Here is a 23,439-nt window from a genome sequence, read left to right on the forward strand (position 1 = left end):
CGTTCGATGGCTTAATCGGTCTCGGTCAGTTTGCGCAGCGTCGCCGTGAAAATCTGACTGGCTTTGCCGACAAGCGCCGTTCCGTCCATGACAGCAGCCTCGTCGGTGAAGGTACCGGAGACGCCAACGCCGACCGCACTCGGACCGCCGAACAGCGGATTTGCATCGGGACTGCTGGTATGACGCTGGACCAGCACCTCGCCCTTGAAGGCGTCGCCCTTCACCACGTAGCTGCCCGTATAAAACAGATAGGCGTCGCCGCCCAGGATCTTGCCATCCCGGAACAGGACCACACCGCTGCCTTTGCCTTCCCGGCCATCCTGCAGGGTGACATGGATTGAATACAGACCGTTCTTCATTGTGTCCCGATGCCAAGTTCCGTCGTCCAACGGAATTGGTACTTGTCTGTTATGCCAAAGTCGTATGCAGCGTCAACGCGGCAGGTTGCCCGCGAGCCTTGCGGCCAGCGAACGTCATTCGACCCCTGTTATATGACAGTTAGATGACAGTGCGGAGGTCGCTGGTTCGCGGGCACAGAGAGGCCGAGGGGCCCCCCCGGCCCCGGCAAGCCGTCAAGCCCGGCGTCGCGCTTGGTCAGGCATATTTCTTGTCGCGCTCGAGCAGTTCGATCGAGATGCCCTGCGGCCCGCGGATGAAGCAGATGCGGACGCCTGGCCGGATCGTGGTGGGCTCCTTGGTGAACTCCACGCCCTTGGCCTTGATCTCGGCTGCTACCGCGTCGATGTCCTTTACCGTCAGCCCGAAATGATCGAGCCCCTGATAGGGTGTTATCGGCGGCGTGTTGACGCCGTCGCCCGCGGTGACCGGCGCAATGAACACGTTGGCGCCGCCAAGCTTCACGTCAATTCGCCCGGGGCCGCGAATGATCACGCCGCCCAGGATATTTTCGAGCCAGGCGGCCGTCGCCTCCGGATCGGGACTGCGCAAATGGACATGATCCCAGGTGACTATCGGCATCGTCGGTCTCTCCTTGGTGGTTTCCGCGTCGCTTGATACGGCGCTCTTGCGTTGGCTTTGGCCTGCGCTCGTTGGCGCGGTCAGTTTTAGCGGTTGGATTCCCGACTGGCCATCCCCCTGTGTTCTGGCCAAGCCGGCGCCCATATTGTTGCCTTTTGGTGCAACTATTTCCTATTTTGCCGATTAGTACTGGCGGGTGAGTCCCGCAATCGGCAGTCGTTTTTGGAGCCGCGCGTCGCAACGCGATGGGGTGACCATGAACACCGGGCTGTATCGCCTCGAATGGACCAGGCTCGCGTCAGGCGGCCATTTCTTTGGCCGGCCGGACAAGGCGCCGGTCAACCACTTCAGAACGGGACTGATTGGGCTGGCAGTCGTCTTGGCTGCCGGATGCGGGGGATGGGTGCTCCTGTCCGGCCATCGTGGCGATCCGGTGGTGAGCGAGCCCGTGCATCTGGTGGCGGCTGCCCTGCTTGAGCCGGCAACCTCACCGGCGACGGCTACCGCGCCGGATGGACTTCCGCTCGATCCGGAGGAGATTGTGCCCGAGCAGCCGGCGCCGATCGACGGTCTCAAGATTTCATCGCAGCGCTGGCGGCGGGGAGGGCTCGGTTCCAACGCCTTGGTCACGTTCACACTCCGCAACCGCAATGATTATGCGGTCAAGGATATCGAGATTTCCTGTGCGTTCAGCCGCAGGGACGGAAGCCATTTGACCGACCGCGCACGCATGATCCACGACACGGTCAAGATGAAAAGCCGCAAAACCTTCGCGCGCCTGCATATCGGCTTCGTCAACGTTAACGCCAATCAGGCCAGATGCTCGCTGGTCAGCGCCAGCCACATCTGAGTAGAACGAGCTGGGATACCAGCGGGCGCCCTCGTTCACGAAGAAGCGATCGGGTCGTATTGAACCTGGCGCACCCGGCGGGAACCAATTACTTGAACCCAAGTTGTGAGTGAAGCCGCGTGATCGCGCGGGTGGAGCGTTTTTGATATGCCCGTGGCGCGATATTTCCTGTTTGTCGGCGGAGCGTTGCTCGCGCTGCTGCTCGTTGTCAGCGCGGCATTGCCACAACTACCGGATGCGCAGACTGTAAATACAGCGGCTGAGTTACCCGTGATACGGATTCACAGCGATCGCAAATGGCCGGAGCGGGTGGTTTTCGACACCAGCGCCCCGACCATTGTTCCCGTGCAGACAGCGAATAACCAGACCAACATTGCGGCTCCGGCGAAAGTCGCCGAAGTTCCTGTACAGGCGACCGCGCGGGAAGCATTTGCGCAACTCACGCCGCCCGAGCTGAAAAAGCCGGAACCGAAGCAGCCACGAAGGCGTAAAATTGCGAAGAGGCACGTTGCCCCACCGACAATGATGGTGGCGCAACAGCCGCAGTTTGGATTTTTCGGTAATCGATTCTGGTAGGCGACTGGCCGGGTTTGAATGAATCGGCGAAATCCCAGCGCCCCAATCTCAGCTTCCCGCTAAAATCCTCAGCAGCCGCGGCAGATGCTTTTGATTTGGGTGTTCAGCAATCTGTCGCGCTCTTCCGAGGCGGCTTTGATGTAATCATCATTGCCGTGACGGTGGCCGCCTGCGAATTGTGCGCCATGCAGTCCGCCGCCGCCGAGAGCGCGGCCAGATCCATGACCGCCGCGCGCGTCGGCCGAAGGCGTCAAGGCGACCAGAAATGCCAACGACAGACCAGCTGCGATAAGTGTTAATCCCGGTAGCCGCGTCATAGTTATATTTTTCTGCATCATCAGCCCATGATATCGCAACTCGCGGCGAAATAGAGGCGACGATGGAATGAGCGCCGCTCAAAGGGCGCGCTCGAAATGCAGCGCCATATTGAGTTGCTCGATGCATGATCATTTTCTCCCGCGACCGGCTTAAGGCCCTATCAAACGGGCCGTGGCCGCTAGAACAGGCCGGCGCTGAGATCCAGGCCGTAGGTCATCATGAGCAGCGACACCAACAGTCCGGCGCCGCAAAACAGCGCGAGCTGCTTCAGAATTTCGCTCTCGAATGACGCTTTGGGTAAAGCCCACGCGAGAACCCTTGCGATAGCAGCCATTTGCGGCCTCCAAATCCAGGACTCCGAAGCGGAGTCGGTTTGGCAGGTGTAGCTTCAGTGGCGCGCGAGCGATGTGAACCAAGTCACACAGATAGCGTTTTCCGGCGAAGTTGGTATCGGCTTCGCGGGAAGAAAACGCGCCAGCACAAGAACCGGGAACTCGGTGCCGACTCCACTGGACCGAACCGGCTCTAATAGGACGATTGCAGGATGCAATGTGAGCATAACGATGCTTCTCCCGTCTTGCTGGTCGAAGCCGTTGCTACGGATATAGCGGATCCATCCACCGATGTGGCGCGAAGCGTTGCCAGAAGCTGGGTTTCCCAGGAGAGGTGACTGACGTGTACGCGTGACGAAAGCTCAAACGCGTCGGCGTTCTGACTGATCGCCAGGTCGTTTGACTTCGCCCAATCAGCCGCGTCATGCCCGGTGATGACGCGGACGTAATTGATCGTCTCTTGCGGCAATTGGCTTTCGCCGGCGAGCCACCGGCGGATACGCTCAGGACCGGCGTTGTAGGCGGCGGCGGCCAAACCCCAATTCCCAAAATGATCCTTGAGCTCGTTTAGAAGTTCAGCGGACTTTGGTAGCGCCTCGGCGGGGTCGAACGGATCTTTCAGACCTCTCGCGAACGCCGTTGCGGGCGTGAACTGGGCAATGCCTTGCGCGCCTGCACGGCTTATGGAGTCGGGGTTGAATCCGCTCTCCTGCCGGATCAATCGCAGGAAATAATTGACGGGCAAGGTATGCGCCGTCGCGGCATCCTCAGCCATTTTCTTCAGCGCCGCATCCGCCTGGGTATGCGGATGCGTTGAAGCGGCGATTGGCCGGCGTCTGGCGAAATGCAACGTCATGCCCGCAGGCACCTGGGCGATCGAAACGTCTCCGTCGGCGACGCGCGCTGCATCCATCGTCAACGGCGCCGAGAACGCAGAGCCTGGAAGCGCGACCGCTGCGAGCAAGACACAGAGTCTGCCGCGGAGCGCGGAGGCGGCGCGCATCGCAAAACGATGACTTCGCGGATCGCGTTTGCGGCCCGGCCAAATTGCGCTATCGTCATGGCGGTCTTCTTGTGTAAAGACACGCTTCCCAACGATGTATCTTTCAAGCAGAGAGCCGAGCGATGAGAACACGATCATGGATGTGGATCGCCGTTGCGATGTTGCCGGCCGGTCTTTCGGGTAACGCGACTGCGCAATCCGCGACTCTTGCTCTATCGGAAGTGTACATTCAGCAGTCCCGCGGCCTTGTCGCACCGGGCACAAAAGTCCAGAAGCCGACGCCCGAAGCCACAAGTGCTCCGATCCAAAATACGGGACCGACGGCTCCGGTAACTTGCAACGCGCAGAATGCATCCTCATCGCAAGCCTGTTATACAGCGACCCAGCAGGCACGGCCGGCAACACGATAGTCTCCGTCAGCGCTTAGCTTTTTTTCGGGGCATCCTGCGAGTTAGCTTGAATGAATGTGGCCTTGCGCTGCTTTTCAAGCTCGATCATGAACGCGTCTCCGGCGGCCTTATCCTTGAACTGCCACAGATTATTCTTCACGCCTTCGAAAATGAGAGAATAGACGGCAAGCTGCACGCCCTCGCGAACGCCCAGCGTGACCGGGGAGTTTTTGGTGAAACCGAGTTCTGCCTGCAGAAGTTGATCGACGGCAGCGAACAGGAAAGCGGAGCCTTGAACCTGGAGTGAATAGATCGTCTTGGTGGTCGTTACCGAGGCCACGACGCGCCCGCTTTGCACGCTGACGGCCCGCAGCGCCACGGTGATGATGTCCTGGCGATATTGGATATTCGGACCAACTCCCAGATAGTTCGCGCCGATCCCGCCGGTGGCCTCGTCGCTGTCGTAACCAATGATACCGCCCTCCAGCAATATGCCGGCAAAGCGAAGCGGCGGCAGGCTCGGCGCCTTGTCGCCCTCCGCAGCGGTGCGGGTATTCTGGATGATCTGGCGCTCTTGCAGTAGCGGTTGCAGGTCGTTGCGTTCGACGACGTTGAACCAGGCACCGCCACCTGCTTTGGTCAACACATCGATCAGGACCGCGCTGCCGCCCTGCGTAAGGGCCCGCGAAAACTCCGCGAAATTGTCATTCGGTTTGTTCTGCCCGGTCAAATCCGGAAAGTTGTAGACGGTGACGTCCAGCTGCCGCCGCGGCGGGGGCAGGTGTTCGAGAACGATACCCGTCTTGGTGTCGGGAACGAGCGTGGCTGCATGCGCCAGCGGATCGTCAGCCGATCCGGTGATGCATCCGCCCAAGCTGAAAGAGAGCATCGCAATCGCGGCGATGCCCCGGAAGTACCTGTTCATTGTTTTGAAATCCAGTGAGCTTCGAATCCGGCCAGACTTCTCGTCTCAGGGGGTAGTGCCGCCGCTGCCGCTGTTGGTGCCGTTGTTGCCCGTTCCGCCAATGACAACCGCGCCTGAACCGATATTGCTCAATGCATTGCTGAGACCGGACAGATCCGGACCTTGCTGGCCGGATTTGACACCCTCGCCCTGGGCCTGCGCCGTAGAGAGCAGGAAGCTGCCGTTGAGCGGATTGCCCCCGAATGTCGGATTGACCGGGTGATAAACCATTTCAGATGCGAAGGCGGGTGCCGATGCACTCATTGCGATTATGGTGATCGCCGCAATTGCCAAATACTTTTTACGCATAACAAGCCCCTCGATTTGAATTGTCCCTGGACTTTATCGTTTGATCAACAAGCCGCCGTTAGGCAGCCGCGCGATCAGCATGTTGAGTGGTGCGGAGCCGGGAGGTTGGATGACGCCGATTGAAAGACCCTGCGTGTTGATCAGAGCAAGGTTCGACAGATCCTTGCCGCCCTGCCACACGCCGACATTATTGGAGTTGCCACCAATGATTCCGACATTGGAAGAATTGTTTCCGCCGGATTGCGACTGGAAGACGTGATTGTAGCTTCCGATCTGAAGCGTCTGAGCGATGTTTCCGTTATGTGGCGTCGCCATCTCCGGCGTCGGAACGAATGCCGTCTGGCTCGGTGTGTATTGAAAGACCGGCACCGTCTGCGTCGGCTGGGAAGCCGCTGTCGATTCAAATCCGGAGCGGGGATTGGCCTGCGTGATATAAGCCGACTGCGCAAACGCCGCCGGGCATGCGACCAGCATCAGCGCGCCGGCCAATCCTGCTCGTAGCGACGTGATGCCTTTCATGGCGAAGTGCATGTAAATCTCCCGCGGTCTGATTGGAGTGAAAGCTCGGCGTGATAATGCCCTATGGCCGAGCGATCCAGAATGAGCGTCGTAAGAATCTGTTCTGGCTGGTCCTGCAAAGCGAATGTGCCGCTCTGCATATTGTTGCTGCTTCCGGTCGAGCTCTGCTTGGCGATCAGAAAACGGTACTGTCCCGCAACCGGTTTATCGGATCGCACGACGGCCTGAAGCCGCAGGAAATCCTTTTCCGGCTGAGCCCGAATCACACATTCTATTCCGGTGGGCGGCAATACCGTCATGGATCTCTTTGCGTCCGTCGTTCAGTTCGGATGATTACCGCACTCGGCAATCGTTTGATGAAGTAATGAGTAGAGGCGCATGGTTGCCCTTTTTTGACAGCGGGCGTGCGCCAGTTCGCATTTGATCAAAATATCTAGAGAGCCTTCGTGACACTTGTGTAACAGTGCGGATCACAACGAAATCGCGTAAGTACTTGCTTCACCAGATGCCGTATTTTTCTCTGAAACGTTGCTTGTTCAGCACATGCCGACCATCGCAGACCTCGTGAACAATGGAGCGATTGTAAAAATCGACGTCGAGCTCGCGGCTCGCGATCAACCACTGCGACTGCTTTACGGCACGCCGCAATTTGTTGGATGGCTGAAGGAGATCCTTAACGGCGAGCAGCCGCCGCAACTGCTCGGACGTACTTCGGCTGCAGAGCAAGTTGACGATCTTTTTCATTCGTTCTTGAGTGGCGAGCATCTGATCTTTACAAGACAGTTTCGCGTCGTCAGGGCTGAGGAAAATGCAGTCTGGGAATTGAAGACGCCGGATGTTCGTATCTTCGGTTGGTTCATGGCCAAGGATTGCTTTGTTGCCGTGTTCGGCAATTGGGCTGACACAATCAAAGACCATGATCTGTACCGGGGTTATCGCCTCGCGATCCGGCGGCTGCGACGCGAATTGGGTATCGACGAGACGCTGTGTGTAAGGGGAGTTGCGCCTGATGACGTTCTTTCGGTTTGACATCGACGCGCGATCCCGAACGGCCGGCAGGTTCATCGGAAGAGTTCGCCGAGAACTCCTCAGAGCTGTCATGGAGGAGAAGGGCGCGGGCTTGACCCAGCAGGAGCTGGCTCGCCGGCTTGAAAGCCGCCGCTCGAACATCAACCGGCAATTATCAGGCGAGGTGGAAATAACCTTGCGCTCGCTTGCCGACCTTGCGTGGGCGCTGGATCGCGAAATCACGTTTGAATTGCGTCGCCCGGAAGACGCGGCAGGACAGAATATCGCGCCGATGACATCGACGATCGGTCACAAGCCGATCAGGATCATCGCGCCGAAGACTTCGAGCGATTAGAGAGCAGTGGGCGTTGCTCGATCATTTTTACGCGTAGGAAGAAAAGCAGGCGGCGGGCAATGCCCGCCGCCTGAAATTATTACTTCTGCGAAACAACCGCGGTGTTGTGCACGCCGTACTGCGCGGTGAACGAGGTGTTCGAAACATTCGCGCCGGTCGCCTGGGCAACCGTAGCCGAGTTGCCGTAGCCAACCTGCAGTGCAACCTGCGTGTTGTTGCCGGCGCTCGCCTGCTGGCCGGTGGTCTGCGCGGAGTTGACCACGTTGAAACCGCCGACCTGGGTGCTGAACGAGTTGTTGTTGCCCGCCGCGAGCGGAACAGCCATGGCCTGCTTGATGGTTGCCTGGTTCTCGACGCCGAACTGGGCGGTCACGGCGTTGTTGGTGCCGTTACCGGTACCGAAAACCTGGGTCTTCTGGTCGACGGTTGCGGTGTTCCCATAGCCGGACTGGAACGTAGCTTGAGTGTTTCCGCCGTTCGCCTGGGTGATTCCGGCGCCGTTGCTCGCGCCGAATTGGCCGACGAACGAACCGTTGGTCTGCGGGGCAAGAGTGGCGACGTCGTCGCCGACGCTTCCGCCCTGCTTAACTTCGGCGATATTGCCGTTGCCAACCTGAACCGTGGCCGACGCGTTGTAGGCGCCCAGTCCTGTTCCGCCCACCGACTTCTGATCGGTGGAGACTTCGTTGCCGTTGCCGATCTGCAGCGAAGCGGACGCGTTGCTGTGCCCGTTTTCGAACTGGCCGAAATCGCTGGTGCCATCTGCGCTCTTCTGCGAAGTGGCGGCGAGGTTGTTGACGCCAAACTGGCCGGTGAACGAGGTGTTCGCAGCGCCCGTCGCGCTAACGCTCTTGTCCGACTGACCGATCACGGACTCGTTGTCCTTGCCAGCCTGAACCGTGCCCTGGCTATTCTGACCGCCGGTCTGGCTGACGGTGCTGTCGTTCCGAACGCCGTACTGGGCGCTGAACGAGTTGTTGGCAAAGGGCGTGCCCAGAAATTGCGAGTTGGGCTCCGTGCTGGTCTGGGTGGTGGTGGCGGTATTGCCGACGCCGACCTGAATGTTACCCGAGTTGTTCTGGCCGCTCAAACCGGCCGCCGTGCTGGGCTTCGTGACCTGCGAGGTGATGACGGAGTTGCCCTTGCCAGCCTGGAAGGTGCCCTGAGCATTGTTGCCGTTCTTCTGCGAGACGGTCGCGCTGTTGTACGCGCCGACCTGGTCGATGAACGACTCGTTGTCGAGCGGACCGGCTGCGTAGGCGGCCGGCGCGCTCGCGAGGACGAGCGCCAAAGCGGTCATCATTTTCATGAGGAAATCTTCCTTCGTTTTCCAAAGCGGGGCCGGCGGGTATCGCCGCCCTCGGCGCGCGTTAAAACATTCTTAACCTAACGAGCAGATGACAGTTTTGATTCACCTCTTGTTAACGTTTACGCGCGCGCGACCGCCCGCGCAGATAGGTGCGCGTTCTGCAGACAACTACTGAGCTATTGAATCAGGCGGCGTGTTCGATCCGCAGCGAGCCGAGCCGCAATTCCTGATCGGCATCTATGGCGGCGCGGACGCGCATCAGCCCGGAGCTGCGAAGCTCGAGCGGCGCGAAGATCAGGCTGGTGGCTGCAACGATAAACAGCGGCGCGCCTGTATCGGTCTTCAAGTTGGCCACGAGCTCGGTCTGATCGTGACGCTCGGGCGTTTCAATCGGCTCTTCGAAAAAGGGTTTTTCCTCGCCGGGGAGATAGCATCGCACCGCGATCGAATTGAACGGCTGCGACGCGGGCGAGAGAATATGAATGTGGACACACAGTTTCGGAAGCACCAGCGGAAACTGGCCCGAAATGAAAATGACGCCGTTGTAGCAACCGATGAAGCTGAGCTTGCCGCCCGCCTCGTTGCGAATATCGTCGCAGAAAATCGAATATCCGTACCGATTCATTCAATAAAGCCATTCCACGCAATCCGGTCGACAGAACGCGTTCTGCTTCCGGTTGGCGACGTCTTGTCTCACGATTATGACAGCAACATTACAGTGAGCTCTTTCCGTTCGCGGCGGCAACTGGCTGTGTCCGAATTGCATCGAACGACCGAAGAGCCGCGAGTGCGACATCGGGGATCAGGTGACCGGACTCACACATTGGGTCGAGGCGGGGCGAGAGCGTTCATCGCAGCGGCAGGCTGTACGCGCGAATGAAAAAAGCCGCTAGCAAGACCGCAGCGGCTTCCGGGTTGACCGGTGCTTAAATCTGCCGGCCCCGGTCGAGAAAGCCTGGCCAACAGGTTTTCTCACCGAAGCGCCGAATCCTTACGACTTTGCAATTCGAAAAATCAGTTCACAACGTCAGTTCGTTTGGCGGTGATGATGCCGATAGGCGTGATGCCATGAATGATGCGGCATCATGGCGTTCTCGTTCTGCCACCTGTCATCGCGAAAATAGCCGCCATCGGTATACGGATTGCCCGGTCCATAGTTCTCGCAATTGGCGTTCGGATAGAACTGGGCGCAACGGCCGGGGTTTGAGATAACGGCCTGCGCCAGCGCAGGCGTTGCGAAAGCTGCGGCGGCGATAGCGGCAGCGCCGATCAATGCGAATTTCATCATCGTCTCCTACATCGTGTGAGGAGAAAATGGGAATGCACCTTCAATTCCGCCAATTACCTTATCGTGATTTTCAGATGGTCCTATTAGCCGGCGAGCGCTGCGGGCCTTCAGCTGTCGCCGCGGTCGTGGTGCCGTTTCTTCGATGGCGGCGGTGGTGATGGCGGTGAAGCCGAAGCTGCCGCAGATTTAGGTATGTCCAGCTCGATCGGCGAAAAGACCTGTGACTCGCAATTGTCGATGACAGCAGCCGCACGTACCGAGTTGAATTTCCCGTCCGTGAAAAATACGGCGTACGCCGGGCGCCCAGCGTTTGTGGGTGAGCGGCTTCTCAAGCAAATGAGCCATGGACCGGGTTCAATTGGGTTAGCTGCAATAGGCCCCGCGACCTCCAGTGGAGGGACAAGGTTTTCTTGCTCCGCAGCTTTCCGCAGATCCGGCACGGATGACGCAGTGACGGGCGCAGGATCTTCCTTTTGGGGAAGGTCAGCGTCCGCAAATGACGAGCAAGCGGTGAGAATCAGACAGGGAAGCGCCTTCAGAAATTGCATCGGACTGACTGTGGCTTTCCGCTGTAGCTGGCGAGAACGCGATACTAGAGCCGCGGGCTTACACCGGGCTTACGTGCTTCCGGTATCTGTTTTCCGCTTGCCTGACTCACAATCGCGCGACGCCGCGTTTCCCGACCTACGACCAGCGCTAAGGCGCTCGCGATCCCAGCGCCGCGCGGGGCGGGGCGAACACGATCGGGCGAATCCATCGATAGCGCTTACCAATTGCTTCCCAGCGCTTATTTTCTGGGAAGAGATTAGGTTCAGACTCGGCTGTAAGTGGTTGATTTTGTTTGGCGCGCTCGGAGAGATTCGAACTCCCGACCCTCGGAATCGAAATCCGATGCTCTATCCAGCTGAGCTACGAGCGCGTGCGGCTCGATTACCAGACTTGGCCGGGCAGGGCCAGCAGCGGTCAATCCGACCCTTCCGGGAAAGTGCGGAAATCCGTCCCAAAAGACCGATTTTTGCCTAGATTCAGATGCTTAACGAATTCCCAACACAGTATGGCCAGAGTCGTGCCTTCTGGTCGCAATTGCCGGCCGACCGTTTCATAGGCTCTATCGGGGTTCCCGACCGATCCATGCGCATCACATCGCTCGCCCTGCTGTTGCTCTCGTGTCTGGCCGCAACGCCGGCTCTCGCCGACCTGCATATCACGCGCGATCACGGCGGCTATGTCGAGGAGTACAAGGCCAAGTACCAGCGGATTCGCGACAACCATGAGCGCGTGATCATCGACGGCATCTGCAACTCGGCCTGCACGCTGGTGTTCGGCATCGTACCCCTGAACAAGATCTGCGTGACGCCGCGGGCCAGCGTCGGCTTCCACGAGGCTTATTACGACAAGGCGTTCACGTTCGGCATCAAGGTCACCAGCGCCGGGGGGACGGCGGATCTGATGTCCTACTATCCTGACACGGTGAAGGACTGGATCCGTCGCAATGGCGGGCTGACCACCGAAATGAAGAAGATCAAGAACGGCGTCGATCTCTGGAAGATCGTCGATCCCTGTCCGGAAGACTTCTAGACGCCACTCGGTCGCAAGTCAGGGCGCTCCTGCGATTTTCGTCATGTGAGACCAGGCTGTTGGTCCGGCAGCGTTCATGGTTGCCGGAAGGCGTCTGTTCGGGCAATCAAAGCTGCAAATGAACAAGAATTTCGAGAATCTCGCCGCGCGCGCGGCGCCGGCGATTTTTGTCGTGCTTTGGAGCACGGGCTTTATCGGCACCAAATACGTTTTGCGCGATGCCGAGCCTCTGACCTATCTCACCATCCGCATGATTCTGGTGGTGGGCCTGTTGGCGATCATTGCCGCGATCGCGCGGCCGCGATGGCCGAATTGGTTCGGCGTCGGCCACAGCGTCGTCGCGGGCATCCTGGTGCATGGATTCTATCTGGGCGGCACCGCGGTCGCGATCGCCCATTCGATTCCCGCCGGGCTCTCGGCGCTGATTCCAGGGCTGCAACCGATCCTGACCTCGACCCTGGCGAATCGCTGGCTCGGCGAGCGCGTCACGCCGCTGCAGTGGATGGGGCTGTTGATCGGGCTCGCGGGCGTGGTGCTGATCCTGCACGGCCGTCCGATGGGCGGGGAGGCGGGATGGGGCTGGCTTGCTTCCGGCGTGTCGCTGGTCAGCATCACCTTGGGCACCTTGTACCAGCGGCAATATTGCGGCGGCATCGATTGGCGCGCCGGCAATCTCATCCAGTACATCGCGGTCGCGATCTTCTTTGCCACCGGCGCCTGGTTGTTCGAAAGCAATGTGGTGCACTGGACCACGGAGTTCGTGCTGTCGGTGATCTGGCTCGCGGTGGTGCTGTCGATCGGATCGATCGGGCTGTTGTACTGGCTGATCCGGCGCTCGGCGGCGACGTCGGTCGCAAGCCTGTTCTATCTGGTGCCGGCGGTGACGGCCCTGATGGCCTATGTGCTGTTCGGTGAGCGGCTCGACCCGGTCTCGATTGCCGGCATGGTTGCATGCGCCGCCGCGGTTTTTCTGGTCAATCGGCTGGCGCGGGCCTGACGCGCTAAAACAAAAGCCTCGGGGTTTTCACTCCGAGGCTCTTACTCAGCGATCCCAAAAATTTAGCGCTTCGACTTCTTCGCCTTCTTTTTCTTGGTCTTCTTGGCGGTCTTTTTCGCGGCTCTCTTGTTGACTTTCTTGGCGGCCTTTTTGCTCTTCTTGGCCGATTTCTTCGCGGCCTTCTTCGCCGTTTTCTTGGCTTTCTTGGCCTTCTTCGGCGCTACTTTTTTCACGACCTTCTTGGCGGCTTTCCTGACCTTCTTCACCACAGTCTTGGCAGCTTCGGTGGTCGCAGTCGCAGCACTGCTCACCGCGTCGGTCATCTGTTCGAGAACCGGTTTATCGTCGTCCATATCATCCCCCAGGGTTTAACGAAGCTAAGACGATAGCGAGATTCTTAAATACGTCAAACAGACGCCTTCGCATCACGTGTTGCGAACTCTGGCGTAGGCGGCGAGCGCTCGCTCGCGGCCGGCCTTGTGATCGATGATCGGGTGCGGGTATGTCTTGCCGAGTTCCACGCCGGCGCTCGCGAGTTCGAGCGGCGCAGCGCTCCAGGGGTGATGGATCCGCGTGGGTGGCAAACCGGCGAGCTCCGGCACCCAGCGCCTGATATAGGCGCCGTCGGGATCGAACTTCTTGCCCTGCAGAACGGGATTGAAGACGCGGAAATACGGCGCGGCATCGGTGCCGGAACCGGCGACCCACTGCCAGTTCGCGGGATTGCTGCCGGCATCGGCATCAACCGGCGTATCCCAAAACCATCGGTCGGGGGACCTCAGAAGATCGCCGGGAAAGCTTTTCGAGGCGACGCCGATTTCCCCAAGGCCGGTTGCGACCTCTTCGGCGAGAGCCTGATGAGGTGCTTGCGTGATCTCATTCCAGAATACCGCACCAGCCGTGGTCGCGCGCGCCAGCCCGAAGATGATCTGCGCGGCAGCCCCTTTGCGCAGCACCAGCGATGCCCCGATCGCATTGAGGCCTTTCTGCAGGGCGCTGCTCACCTGGTCGAACACGTAGAGACAGATCTGCGGCGCGCCGGTCGCCGCACTGGTCTCGGCGGCGGCATGTAAGGCGGGATGATCGGAGAGGCGGAGATCGTCGCGAAACCAGACGATGCAGGGAGAAGCGGATTGGCTGGCCATCAGGCGGTCAACTCGCAAGGCGCAGGTTAGGTCCGCGCGCGGGCAAGACATTGCAACTTGGTTGGGCCGGATGCGTACTTGGTATTGGCCGTGCGCCAAAAGAGCTGGAGGCTCTCGTGAAGCGGTATGCCGTTCTCTATCTGGCGACGTTGATCGTCATCGTCCCGCTCGACTTCCTGTTCCTCGGGCTCGTCGCCAAGGGCTTTTTCACCGCTGAAGTTGGCGACATGCTGGGCGAGATCAGGACCGCGCCCGCGATCCTGTTTTATCTGCTGTACGTAGCCGGCATCCTGATCTTCGTCAGCAGCCCGTCGGACGCGACGCGGCAATCGGCGTTGCTCTATGGCGCGCTGTTTGGGCTCTTTTGCTATGCGACGTTCGAATTGACGTCGCTGTCGCTGCTCAAGCACTGGACCCGGCCGGTGGTCCTGCTCGATGTGTCCTGGTGGTGACGGCGGTCTCATCGACCGCCGGCCTTCTGATTGCCAACTGGCTTGTGCCGAGAGTCTGATCAGCCGTCACTTCGGCTGCGGCACGATCCGGATATAGGGCTTTGGCGCTTTCCAGCCCTGCGGGTAGATCGTCTTGGCCTCGTCGTCGCTGACGGAGCCCGCGATGATGACGTCCTCGCCTTGCTTCCAGTCGGCCGGCGTTGCGACGCGATGCTTCGCGGTCATCTGCAGTGAATCGATCACGCGCAGGATTTCCTGGAAATTGCGCCCGGTGGTCATGGGATAGACCAGCACCAGCTTGATCTTCTTGTCCGGCCCGATGATGAAGACGTTGCGGACGGTCTGGTTGTCGGCGGCGGTGCGGTTGTTGGCATCGCCTGAGGTCGCGGCCGGCAGCATGTCATAGAGCTTGGAAACCTTCAGGTCGGTATCGCCGATCATCGGATAGTTCGGCGCAGCGCCCTGCGTCTCCTTGATGTCTTCGGACCATTTCGAATGCTTGTCGACGGGATCGACGCTCAAGCCCATCAGCTTGACGCCGCGCTTGTCGAATTCCGGCTTCAGTTTGGCCAGCGCGCCGAGCTCGGTGGTGCAAACCGGAGTAAAATCTTTGGGATGTGAGAACAACAGCGCCCAGCTATTGCCGATCCAGTCATGGAATTTGATTTTCCCTTCGGTGGTTTCGGCTTCGAAATCCGGGGCGACAGCGCCAATCTGGAGTGCCATGTTTTGACCTCATGTTATTCAAGTTACAGGGAAAATTGTCTTTGAAGTATATGAGCCCGTACGCCTCAAGTGAACCGTCGGCCGCAAAAGGCAAGATCATTCTCTGGGGCAGGGAACTCCTAGCATCTTCTTTCGGTCCTGGCCCTGCGGCGAAAAGATCACAGCGGTCTCAAAAGCCTCTTCACTGCCGTGATATCGCCTCTTATACCGCCCATCACCCGCAGCCCGATTGCTATAGCTCTGAACCATGGCGAAGTTGGTCGCGACTAATCGGCAACCATGTAAAAAACTCGCGATCCAAGTTTCGAATCATTAACTACTCGTTTACGCCCGCATGGAAATGCTGGTCCAGAACAAAAAACTGAGAAGAGTAACTACCAATGTCCGCCCCGCTTGCTAACCTCGCCGAACCGATCGGCGCGCTGGAACCCTCGAAGATTTCCTGCCGGAATACCGCCGCACAGGCTCTCGCGATCGTACGTGATGGGGTGATCACCGGCGAAGGCCCCACCACCAAGGGCCGCGTTCATTTTTCCCGCGAACTCGATGCCGATGACGCCGCCTGGTGCGCGCGCATCCTGACCGCAACCGCCGTCGAGCATCAGCCGGTCAGCCGCGCCGAAGCCGAGACCCTGTTTGAGATCAACGATGCCGCCACCGAGCGCAGCGACGATGGCCTTTTCGACGACCTGTTGGCGAAAGCGGTCGTGCACCATGCGGCCTCCGCGTCCGGCCTGCCGGTCCCGCCGCGCACGGTAGCACTGTCGCCCGATACGGCGATCGATAGCTGGGCGCCCACTCAGGCCGTTGGTGTCGATACCGAAGTGCTGGAGTGGATCGCAAGCCAGATGCGCGGCAAGCGCCGCAGCAACCGCACCCTGATGGCGCTGGTCGCCACCATTGTCGGCGTCGCGACGCTGCCGCTGGTGCAGTTGCCGAACGTGTTCGACATCGGCATGTAAAATCCGCCGATCGCAGTGTAGGTGAGGACGGCGGGTTATTTCCCCGCCGTTTTTTGTTTGCCGGCTTCGTCGTCAAGCCCGACCGTCCGGCCCGGGAATCCCGCGACGTCGAAATAGCGCTGCGACAGCACGCGCTGGTACTTCACCACGGTCCTGAGCCCGTTCGAGGCGGGCTTGGAGACGATCGACCCGTCGGCGGTCTTCGGGACGATGCCGTTGGGCAGGGCTTCCGACATGATGCGGCCGGTGAGGCCGCCTGCACCCACGGGGCGCAAGTTCATCAGCTGCGCGATGGTCATGCCGACGTCGGCATTGCTGACCGGCAGCGGATCGAGATAGCCGGCCTTGAAGTCCGGCCCGATCGCGGCCGTGAAATTCAGGGTGTCGCCACGGCCGAAGCTGCCATGCATGCCCTGACCCTGCCGCAGCACGGTATCGGCGATCTCGACCGAACAGTTGGTCGGCTCGTCGCAGCCGGTCGTGTAGGAGCGGAAGTTGACCACGATCGACGGGTTCGGCGTGACCGCTTTGCCCTTCAGGCCAAGCTGCGACATTTCCAGGGTGCCGGGAAAGCGTCCGAGCTTGTCGTCAACGAACAGCCCGCTGACGTAATCCTGTTCGAGCAGCGCCTTGATCGTGCGATCCGCCAGCTTCTTGTCCCGGTTGGGCAGATAGATCAGGTCCGATCCGCCATTGGTGGCGATTACGAGATCAGGTTTTGCGGGGTCGTTGCCGAGCAGGCCGTTGCCGGCCTTGGGGTGGGCATTGTCGGCCACGCGCGCGTTCTTGTCGTTCGGATCGAACAGCGGCAGGTTGAGCGACTTGGCAAGATCGATGGCGAGAAAGCCCATCGGCAGGAAATCCTTCGGCGTATCGTCGTAGGTGATTTTCGCCGAGGGGCTGGTCTTGCTCTCCTTCGCGATGGTCGAGAAGCCATGGTCGGAGGAGACGATGATGTTGGTGGTTGCGGCGAGGCCGAGGTCGTCGAGGGCCTTGCGCAGTTGCGCCAGATTGTCGTCGGCGTTCTTGATGCCCGCGAGCGAGGTCGGGCCATTGATGCCGGGGGTCACGGTGTTGAGGCTGTCGCCATTGTTATGCTGGCTGCCGTCGGGATCGCGCGACCAGAACACCAGCACGAACGGCTTGTTGCGCGCCTTGAACATCGGCAGCACGACCTTGGTGGCGACATCGGCGAAGTAGGCCTGCTGCGCGATGTTGGCGACCGTCGTGCCCGGCGTCTTGGCATCGCCGATCTTGCCGTTGTCACCGCGCGACGGCGTGGCGAGCGGAAGGTCGGCCTTGGTCAGGGCGGCTTTCATTTCGTCGGAAAGCGGGACGCCGTTCTTGCTGCCGGTGGAGTCGTCGACGACGATCGAATGCAGGCCATCGGTGCCGATCTTGTCGGTATGATCGAAAATCAGGGTAGGGCCGAGCTTGCCGAGTGCGGCGGTGCTGTAGCCTTTGGCGCGGGCCATCTTCAGGATGGTCTCTTCATTGAGGTAGTCGCCGCCGAAATGCTCGTCGGCGTCGCGCAACACCGGATCGGCCTCGAGGAACGGCGTGACCGTGCCATCCGCAGGCCCGACCGGGTAGCCGGTATAGATCGTGTTGCTGAAGTCGCCGGTGTCGCCGAGGTAGTGGCCGGTGGCCATCGCCGACGCATTGGCGGTGGTGAAGGTCGGAAACAGCGAGTGCGAATTCTTGAAATTGACGCCCTTGTCGCGGAGTTCGGCCATCGCGGGGGCGGTTTGCGGGGTAACGATCCGCCCACGCAGGCCGTCCGGGACGAATAGAATGAGATTGTGGGGGGCGTTGTTTTGCGCCGATGCGGCGTTGGCGGTCAGAATGACCAGACTCGCGGATAACAGCACGACGGCACGGCGCATCGAATTCTCCCCCTCAGCAGCCAGTTCAGGTCAATCCGTTGCCGCTGTGTAGTTTTGCTGCATGACAGAATTGTTACAGCCGGCGATGGATTACGGTTCGATCCACCAGGTTGCGTCAAGTCAATTCGCGCTGATATGCCTTAGCGCCACAATCCGTACGAATTCCACTTCGTCTCAGGAATAATCGCGCCGACCTTATACTCGAAGGAGAGAACTTTCAGGTGGTCGCGCGCCGTCCGGCACTTGAATGAAAACTGATACCAGTGTCCGTCACTGCGAAAGGCAGCGCCTGTTCCGACCAGCAAATCTCCCAAATGCTGGGGGGCTGTCATCACGTCGGACTTTGCACGGTCGGGATGATATCCTGTGCCGCTGTGGCCGATGCGATCCATGGCTTCATAGTCGCATATCTGCTCGAGCCGGGTTTGCGGATCCAGTCGTCCCAAACTCGCTACGAACCTGGCATCGGCCGCGAGCACGGGCGCGACAGCGATCGTTACAAAGACAGAGGCTAATCCGATAGTTTTCATTTCAAGTTTCTGAAGGTCTTGTTGGTTGGGCGCTGCAGCGACAGGTCCGGCCGCAGGTCAGTCGATCGCTTTCTTCATGACCGTGACTTCCCGAACGCCGTCGAGTTCTTTCAGCTTCTGGGGGAACGTTGCGATATCCTGGGAAGATACCTTGCTGAGCAGAATGATGAGGTCATCTGTTCCCTGCGGGTTGCGAGTTTCGACGAGAAACCGTTTGATCTGGCCGATTCTGATGCCAAGCGTTTCTCTCAACAATTCGGGGGTGAGGCTTCCGTTGTCGACCTCGATTTTCAACTGGCAGCTTTGGTTTCTGGATCTGTAGGCTTCTTCAAGCGGCTTGATGCCGGCCAATATTATCAAAATAATGACGGTCGAAGCGCCCGCCGCCAGATACAAGCCGCCCCCGACAGCCAGACCTATTGCTGCCACCGTCCAAATGCTGGCCGCGGTCGTGAGACCTTTTACGATCTCGCCGCGAGCGAGAATCGCGCCGGCGCCCAGAAAGCCGATTCCCGAAACAACCTGTGCGGCGATTCGCGACGGGTCAAGGACGACATTCTGCTGGGTCAGTATGTTCGCAAAACCATACTGCGACACGATCATGATCAAGCATGACCCGACACACACCAGCATGTGGGTGCGAATTCCCGCAGCCCACAGCAGGCGCTCGCGCTCAAATCCGATAAGGCTGCCGAGCGCCGCCGAAGTGAGCAGTCGTATAAGCATCTCCGAATTGGACATTGTCACCTCTGGCTCAAATCGAAGTCTACGCCCCGTCTACCAGACGGACGTTTGCTTCGGGAACGCTGATGGAAATGGTGCTCCCGGGCATAAATTCTTCGTTATCGGCTGGGTTAAAGCGCACGACGCTTAGCGTTTGTCCGCCAAAGGCGACCTCATACTCGATCTTATCGCCGAGATAGGTCCGCGTCTGCACGATTCCCGTCAGGCCGGTACTCGCGCCAGACCTGACGATGGCGATCGATTCCGGTCGCACCACGACACTCACGGGATCGCCAGGGGCGAGCGTGCGTTCGGTGCGCGCGACCAGCTTCTGGCCGTCGATTTCAAGCATTGCCCGGCCGTCGGTCACGCTCTCGACGGTCGCGCGAAGCAGGTTAGCCCGACCAATAAATCCCGCAACGAAAGCGGAAGTCGGATGGCGGTACAGCACTTCGGCGGTGTCCAGTTGGGCGATGCGGCCTGCCTCCATAACGGCGATACGATCTGAAATCGCCATGGCCTCTTCCTGGTCGTGGGTAACATATACCGTCGTGATCTGCAGTGTTTGCTGCAGACGCCTGATCTCCGACCGCATCGATACGCGAAGCTTCGCATCCAGATTGGAAAGAGGTTCGTCGAACAGCAAGACCCGGGGCCGTATGACAATGGCGCGGGCCAGCGCGACTCGCTGCTGCTGCCCGCCGGACAATTCATTTGGCAGCCGCTCCCCGAATCCTGCCAGTCCGACGAGATCCAGCGCCTCCGCGACGGCCCGTTGTATTTCGCCGGAAGATTTATCGCGGACCTGCAGGCCGTAGGCCACGTTGCCGAAAATCGTCAAATGTGGAAACAGCGCATAGTTCTGGAACACGAAGCCGATATCGCGCTGGTTCGCCGGCACACGGGTTACGTCACGCCCCGCGATGAGAATCCTGCCAGCGCTTGGCTCCTGAAAGCCGGCGATCATGCGCAATGTCGTCGTCTTGCCGCAGCCGGACGGGCCGAGCAATGTCAGTAATTCGCCAGGCTGCACATCGAGATCGACATTGCGGACTGCCATGATCTCGCCGCGATTGCGGTCGTGCATCGTGGCCGATACGCCTTCGAGGTGAATGCCGGCGGGCTCGCTGCGTTCGCTCATGTTCAGCCCTCGACCGCAGGAAGCCGCAGGCCTGGGGCTGTCACGCGCCGCAAAACCCAGCCAAGCCCGCTGGTTACAACGATAACCACCAGGATCACAAATACTGAAAACGCCGCCGCCGGCCCGAGCGATAGTTCCGTCATATTCTCGAGGATGCGCACGGTGATCAGGGTCCAGTTGATGGAAACCAGGAAAATCGTGGCGCTGATCGCCGTCATCGATCGAATAAAGACCACGCTCAAGCCTGCGAAAAATGCCGGCATGATCAAAGGCAACATGACGCGGCGAAAAGTCATGAAGCTGCTCGCGCCAAGACTAAGCGAGGCCTCCTCGATGCTGCGATCAATCTGCTGGAGCAGGGCGACCGTGGTGCGGATCCCGGTCGGACTATAGCGAAACACGTAGCAGGCGATGATGATCGCGGCGGTCCCCGTCAGCAGAAAGGGAGGCTCGTTGAAGGCGATCAGATAGGCGATCCCGACGATGGTGCCGGGCAGCGCATAGTTCAGCATCGTGACGATTTCCATCGCCTGCCGTCCAATGAACTGGGTGCGGCCGACGAGATAACCGACGATAACGCCATAAAGCCCGCCGATCGGCATGCCGACCAGCGCGATGATCAGCGTATCCTCGATGGCCGGGATGCCCTCGGTGAAGATGACCCGGTAGTGGGCGAGGGTAGGCGTATAGTTGGCGCCGAAAGACAGCACCAGGGAAGCGATCAGCAGTAACGCATAGAGATAGAGAATAAAGACCACGACCACGAGGCAGAACGCCATGAGCATCCTGCCCGTCCAGGGCGCGACGCTATTTCGCGATGCTCCCGCACGGCCTTTTCCCGTCATGGTCACGTAACGCCGGCGGGCGATCACGTTCCGCTGCAGCAGATATACGATTCCGGCCGGTACCAGCAGCAAAAGCGACAGCACCGCGCCGCTTTTGAGATCAAACATCCCGGTGATCTGCAGATAGGCCTCGGTCGGAAGCACCGGAAATTCGTTGCCGGCCAGAATGAGCGGCGTCGCGAAATCAGCCAGGGAAGCTGCGAACAGCAGCAGGAATGCGTTGGCCAGTCCGGGCACCGTCAATGACAGCGTCACGGTGCGGAATACCCGCCAGCGCGAGCTGCCGAGGCTGAAGGCCATCTCCTCGAGGTCGCCGCCGATTCCGGCCAGCATGGGCCGCAGCGCCATATAGGCAAGTGGGAAATAGGTCAAAGTCTCCGCCGCCAGTGTGCTGGAGAGACCGTAGACCGTAGCGTTGTTCAGCCGCAGCAGGTCATGGGTGATGAAGCCGCGGGGACCGAAGGAGAACACAAATGCGATCGAGGTGGTGAAGGGCGGTGAGATCAACGGCAGCAACGTTGCGACGTCGAGCAACCTTATCCAGAGCCTCGGCGCCTGCGTGCGCTCCACCGTGAAGGCGAAAAGAAAACCGAAGACGGTACCGCATATTCCGACCAGCGTTGCGAGCAACAGACTGTTTACGAAAGCGCGAAGATTGTTCTTGTTGTTGATGGCCGAGATCAGCGGGGCGAGTGTGAAGCCGCTGTCGTCGCTCAGGGCGCGTCGAATCAGTTCGACAAGCGGATACAGTACGAAAAGCGCTAGCAGCAGCCAGAGAGTGGCCGTTACGAAAGAACGCAGCGGATCTCTTGTGCTGCGCCACCGCGTCCATGCACGCCCCAACGCCATTGACTACGAGGCGTTCAATACTTCAGCGACCCAGCGCTGGACGATGCGTTGCCGATTGGCTCCGGCCCAGGCGTCGTCGATCTCGATGATGTTTGCGCCCTTCAGTACCGAGGCGAGGCCGGGGTCGGTTTCGACTTTCGGATTTGCCGGAATGAAATTGATCTTGTTGGGTGCGAGAAGCGATTGCATCGCCGGACTCGTCGCCCAGTCGATCAGTTTTTTACCCGCTTCCGGATTCTTGGCACCCTTGATCAAGGCGATGCATTCTGCCGCAGACCCAATGCCCTCCTTGGGAAAAGAGATCTGTACGTCGTAGCCCTGCTGGCGCGTGAACAGCGCGTCGACGATAAAGAAGATGCCGCCACCTGCCTGGCCGAGGCCGACCGGCAAAGTGCCGCCGCCGCCGCTCTTGGTATACAGTTGCACGTTCTGCCTGAGCTTTTTCATATAGGCAAAAGCTTCATCCTCGTTGCGGTTGTGCACCTGAAGCACCGAGAAGATGCGCGTTACCGCCGTTCCGGACGTCCGCGCATCGGCCATCTGCAGCATGTTCTTGTAGGCGGGATTGAGCAGATCATCCCATGACGCCGGCGCTTGCAGATTATTCTGCTTCAGAAATTGAGTGTTAGTCATGAAGACCAGTGGATCGTCGGCAATTGCGGTCCATGCGCCGCCCTTGTCCTTGAATCGCGCCGGCAAGTCAGCCGCGCCGGGAGGTGGGTAAGGATCGAATATTCCCTGACTTTGACCGGCCGTAAATGTTTCAACGGGGCCGCCGAACAGCACGTCGATCTGCGGGTTGTTCTTCTCGGCCGTGACGCGGGCGAGTGCCTCGCCAGAGGAAAAACGAATGAACTTGACATGGATGCCCGACGATTTCTCGAAGGCTTCCATCATCGGTCGCGCGTAGTTTTCGGGCCAGATCGAATAGGCGTTCAGTGTGTCGCCGGCAAAAGCCTCGCGGGCGACGAACGGCGTGGCAAGCATCGAGCCCAATACGACTCGTCTGTTGACGCCTCGTGAGGTTGAACGGTTCGAACCGACGAAAGGTCGGGTTCCGGTCGCAATCATCGTTTCCCCCTCACAATTTTCTGTCGTTGACAGGACTCTTGAGTCCGCGCGCCCGGCTGTCAAGCGGTCTCTCTGATCGGCAGTCTTGGCTGCGTTTATTCACGCGGGCGTATGCGCCAAAACGGATTAGTCGCCGTCCAATTGGATGTGGCTGGGCGGCGATGCCTGGCTTCCCGGGACCGCCAGCCGTTCTGTTCCGGAACGCGCCCCCGGCGGATTTGGGATGCTCCGGGCCGACATATACCGTTGCCTCGGGCCCGTTTTGCTGTAGGACGGAATTGTTACGTCCGTCCGCCCGTGCCAGATTGGAAGGGAGGATCCTGCCCCAAGGTCGCA

Annotated in this window: 28 protein-coding genes, 1 tRNA gene and 1 pseudogene; 8 read left to right on the forward strand and 22 right to left on the reverse strand. The window is 59.6% G+C overall.

Annotation, left to right across the window (positions count from 1 at the left end):
- Positions 1 to 11: 11 nt before the first annotated feature.
- Both BLV09_RS03645 and BLV09_RS03650 read right to left on the reverse strand, forming a co-directional pair.
- A complete protein-coding gene (locus BLV09_RS03645) occupies positions 12 to 359 on the reverse strand; it encodes a GrlR family regulatory protein (protein WP_100382360.1) in 348 nt (115 codons plus the stop codon).
- A 235-nt stretch (positions 360 to 594) separates the two neighbouring features.
- Positions 595 to 978 (reverse strand): VOC family protein, encoded by a 384-nt coding sequence (locus tag BLV09_RS03650; RefSeq protein ID WP_146686342.1) that lies wholly within the window; start codon positions 976 to 978, stop codon positions 595 to 597.
- A gap of 256 nt (positions 979 to 1,234) precedes the next feature.
- Between BLV09_RS03650 and BLV09_RS03655 the strand changes: the two genes are divergently transcribed.
- Both BLV09_RS03655 and BLV09_RS03660 read left to right on the forward strand, forming a co-directional pair.
- Positions 1,235 to 1,828 (forward strand): hypothetical protein, encoded by a 594-nt coding sequence (locus BLV09_RS03655; protein ID WP_146686343.1) that lies wholly within the window; start codon positions 1,235 to 1,237, stop codon positions 1,826 to 1,828.
- A 147-nt stretch (positions 1,829 to 1,975) separates the two neighbouring features.
- Entirely contained in the window at positions 1,976 to 2,404 is a 429-nt protein-coding gene (locus BLV09_RS03660) for a hypothetical protein (protein WP_146686344.1), read from the forward strand.
- Positions 2,405 to 2,472: 68 nt separating this feature from the next.
- On the opposite strand, the gene BLV09_RS03665 is transcribed toward BLV09_RS03660, so the two are convergent.
- From BLV09_RS03665 to csgH, 7 genes are all read right to left on the reverse strand, one after another.
- A complete protein-coding gene (locus BLV09_RS03665; RefSeq protein WP_146686345.1) occupies positions 2,473 to 2,721 on the reverse strand; it encodes a hypothetical protein in 249 nt (82 codons plus the stop codon).
- Positions 2,722 to 2,900: 179 nt separating this feature from the next.
- The gene (locus tag BLV09_RS36965) at positions 2,901 to 3,056 is read right to left on the reverse strand and encodes a hypothetical protein (RefSeq protein ID WP_167558613.1); all 156 of its coding nucleotides are present in this window, start codon (positions 3,054 to 3,056) and stop codon (positions 2,901 to 2,903) included.
- Positions 3,057 to 3,247: 191 nt separating this feature from the next.
- Positions 3,248 to 3,967: a lytic transglycosylase domain-containing protein gene (locus BLV09_RS03670; RefSeq protein WP_244548956.1), complete on the reverse strand. Its 720-nt coding sequence runs from the start codon at positions 3,965 to 3,967 to the stop codon at positions 3,248 to 3,250.
- A 513-nt stretch (positions 3,968 to 4,480) separates the two neighbouring features.
- Complete coding sequence (locus BLV09_RS03675; RefSeq protein ID WP_146686347.1) at positions 4,481 to 5,371, reverse strand: CsgG/HfaB family protein; 891 nt, start codon at positions 5,369 to 5,371, stop codon at positions 4,481 to 4,483.
- Between the two features lie 45 nt (positions 5,372 to 5,416).
- Positions 5,417 to 5,719 (reverse strand): curli assembly protein CsgF, encoded by a 303-nt coding sequence (locus tag BLV09_RS03680; protein ID WP_146686348.1) that lies wholly within the window; start codon positions 5,717 to 5,719, stop codon positions 5,417 to 5,419.
- 33 nt (positions 5,720 to 5,752) lie between these two features.
- Positions 5,753 to 6,250, reverse strand: coding sequence for a hypothetical protein (locus BLV09_RS03685; RefSeq protein WP_146686349.1), 498 nt, complete (start codon positions 6,248 to 6,250; stop codon positions 5,753 to 5,755).
- A complete protein-coding gene (gene csgH, locus BLV09_RS38710; RefSeq protein WP_433994377.1) occupies positions 6,235 to 6,537 on the reverse strand; it encodes a curli-like amyloid fiber formation chaperone CsgH in 303 nt (100 codons plus the stop codon). Before csgH ends, BLV09_RS03685 begins: the two co-directional genes overlap by 16 nt.
- A gap of 244 nt (positions 6,538 to 6,781) precedes the next feature.
- Here csgH and BLV09_RS03695 point away from each other — a divergent pair, with 244 nt between their 5' ends.
- Both BLV09_RS03695 and BLV09_RS03700 read left to right on the forward strand, forming a co-directional pair.
- Positions 6,782 to 7,267 (forward strand): hypothetical protein, encoded by a 486-nt coding sequence (locus BLV09_RS03695; RefSeq protein WP_146686351.1) that lies wholly within the window; start codon positions 6,782 to 6,784, stop codon positions 7,265 to 7,267.
- 70 nt (positions 7,268 to 7,337) lie between these two features.
- Complete coding sequence (locus BLV09_RS03700) at positions 7,338 to 7,601, forward strand: helix-turn-helix domain-containing protein (protein ID WP_100382350.1); 264 nt, start codon at positions 7,338 to 7,340, stop codon at positions 7,599 to 7,601.
- A 79-nt stretch (positions 7,602 to 7,680) separates the two neighbouring features.
- On the opposite strand, the gene BLV09_RS03705 is transcribed toward BLV09_RS03700, so the two are convergent.
- The 4 genes from BLV09_RS03705 to BLV09_RS03720 all read right to left on the reverse strand — a co-directional run bounded on the left by BLV09_RS03705 (position 7,681) and on the right by BLV09_RS03720 (position 11,117).
- Complete coding sequence (locus BLV09_RS03705; RefSeq protein ID WP_146686352.1) at positions 7,681 to 8,910, reverse strand: hypothetical protein; 1,230 nt, start codon at positions 8,908 to 8,910, stop codon at positions 7,681 to 7,683.
- Between the two features lie 184 nt (positions 8,911 to 9,094).
- On the reverse strand, positions 9,095 to 9,535 hold the full coding sequence (locus tag BLV09_RS03710; RefSeq protein ID WP_146686353.1) for a hypothetical protein: 441 nt from the start codon (positions 9,533 to 9,535) through the stop codon (positions 9,095 to 9,097).
- A 402-nt stretch (positions 9,536 to 9,937) separates the two neighbouring features.
- Positions 9,938 to 10,195, reverse strand: a complete 258-nt coding sequence (locus tag BLV09_RS03715) for a hypothetical protein (RefSeq protein ID WP_146686354.1) — start codon at positions 10,193 to 10,195, stop codon at positions 9,938 to 9,940.
- A gap of 845 nt (positions 10,196 to 11,040) precedes the next feature.
- Positions 11,041 to 11,117, reverse strand: a tRNA-Arg gene (locus tag BLV09_RS03720).
- 212 nt (positions 11,118 to 11,329) lie between these two features.
- Here BLV09_RS03720 and BLV09_RS03725 point away from each other — a divergent pair.
- Positions 11,330 to 11,776, forward strand: coding sequence for a hypothetical protein (locus BLV09_RS03725; protein WP_146686355.1), 447 nt, complete (start codon positions 11,330 to 11,332; stop codon positions 11,774 to 11,776).
- A gap of 118 nt (positions 11,777 to 11,894) precedes the next feature.
- Positions 11,895 to 12,773 carry a DMT family transporter gene (locus BLV09_RS03730; RefSeq protein WP_146686356.1) on the forward strand — a complete coding sequence of 293 codons (879 nt, stop codon included), beginning with the start codon at positions 11,895 to 11,897 and terminating at the stop codon, positions 12,771 to 12,773.
- A 62-nt stretch (positions 12,774 to 12,835) separates the two neighbouring features.
- Here BLV09_RS03730 and BLV09_RS03735 read toward each other — a convergent pair whose 3' ends face one another.
- Together BLV09_RS03735 and BLV09_RS03740 are read right to left on the reverse strand one after the other, a co-directional pair.
- Entirely contained in the window at positions 12,836 to 13,126 is a 291-nt protein-coding gene (locus BLV09_RS03735) for a histone (protein ID WP_146686357.1), read from the reverse strand.
- Between the two features lie 72 nt (positions 13,127 to 13,198).
- Positions 13,199 to 13,969 carry an FAD-binding domain-containing protein gene (locus BLV09_RS03740; protein WP_433994378.1) on the reverse strand — a complete coding sequence of 257 codons (771 nt, stop codon included), beginning with the start codon at positions 13,967 to 13,969 and terminating at the stop codon, positions 13,199 to 13,201.
- A 65-nt stretch (positions 13,970 to 14,034) separates the two neighbouring features.
- On the opposite strand from BLV09_RS03740, the pseudogene BLV09_RS03745 reads away from it, so the two are divergent.
- Positions 14,035 to 14,429 (forward strand): annotated as a pseudogene (locus BLV09_RS03745) (DUF2177 family protein).
- 7 nt (positions 14,430 to 14,436) lie between these two features.
- On the opposite strand, the gene BLV09_RS03750 reads toward BLV09_RS03745, so the two are convergent.
- Positions 14,437 to 15,096: a peroxiredoxin gene (locus BLV09_RS03750; protein WP_146686359.1), complete on the reverse strand. Its 660-nt coding sequence runs from the start codon at positions 15,094 to 15,096 to the stop codon at positions 14,437 to 14,439.
- Positions 15,097 to 15,476: 380 nt separating this feature from the next.
- Between BLV09_RS03750 and BLV09_RS03755 the strand changes: the two genes are divergently transcribed.
- On the forward strand, positions 15,477 to 16,058 hold the full coding sequence (locus BLV09_RS03755) for a hypothetical protein (RefSeq protein WP_100382341.1): 582 nt from the start codon (positions 15,477 to 15,479) through the stop codon (positions 16,056 to 16,058).
- Positions 16,059 to 16,093: 35 nt separating this feature from the next.
- Here BLV09_RS03755 and BLV09_RS03760 read toward each other — a convergent pair whose 3' ends face one another.
- The 6 genes from BLV09_RS03760 to BLV09_RS03785 all read right to left on the reverse strand — a co-directional run bounded on the left by BLV09_RS03760 (position 16,094) and on the right by BLV09_RS03785 (position 23,103).
- Complete coding sequence (locus BLV09_RS03760; RefSeq protein WP_146686360.1) at positions 16,094 to 17,944, reverse strand: alkaline phosphatase family protein; 1,851 nt, start codon at positions 17,942 to 17,944, stop codon at positions 16,094 to 16,096.
- Between the two features lie 140 nt (positions 17,945 to 18,084).
- Positions 18,085 to 18,474, reverse strand: coding sequence for a DUF930 domain-containing protein (locus BLV09_RS03765; protein ID WP_100382339.1), 390 nt, complete (start codon positions 18,472 to 18,474; stop codon positions 18,085 to 18,087).
- Between the two features lie 57 nt (positions 18,475 to 18,531).
- Positions 18,532 to 19,215 (reverse strand): MgtC/SapB family protein, encoded by a 684-nt coding sequence (locus BLV09_RS03770; protein WP_146686361.1) that lies wholly within the window; start codon positions 19,213 to 19,215, stop codon positions 18,532 to 18,534.
- Positions 19,216 to 19,240: 25 nt separating this feature from the next.
- Positions 19,241 to 20,284 carry an ABC transporter ATP-binding protein gene (locus BLV09_RS03775; RefSeq protein ID WP_146690969.1) on the reverse strand — a complete coding sequence of 348 codons (1,044 nt, stop codon included), beginning with the start codon at positions 20,282 to 20,284 and terminating at the stop codon, positions 19,241 to 19,243.
- A gap of 56 nt (positions 20,285 to 20,340) precedes the next feature.
- Positions 20,341 to 22,032 (reverse strand): ABC transporter permease, encoded by a 1,692-nt coding sequence (locus BLV09_RS03780; RefSeq protein ID WP_146686362.1) that lies wholly within the window; start codon positions 22,030 to 22,032, stop codon positions 20,341 to 20,343.
- A gap of 3 nt (positions 22,033 to 22,035) precedes the next feature.
- Positions 22,036 to 23,103 (reverse strand): ABC transporter substrate-binding protein, encoded by a 1,068-nt coding sequence (locus tag BLV09_RS03785; RefSeq protein ID WP_244548958.1) that lies wholly within the window; start codon positions 23,101 to 23,103, stop codon positions 22,036 to 22,038.
- Positions 23,104 to 23,439 lie beyond the last annotated feature (336 nt).

Source organism: Bradyrhizobium canariense, from assembly GCF_900105125.1.
In the GTDB taxonomy this organism is placed as follows: Bacteria; Pseudomonadota; Alphaproteobacteria; order Rhizobiales; family Xanthobacteraceae; genus Bradyrhizobium; species Bradyrhizobium canariense_A.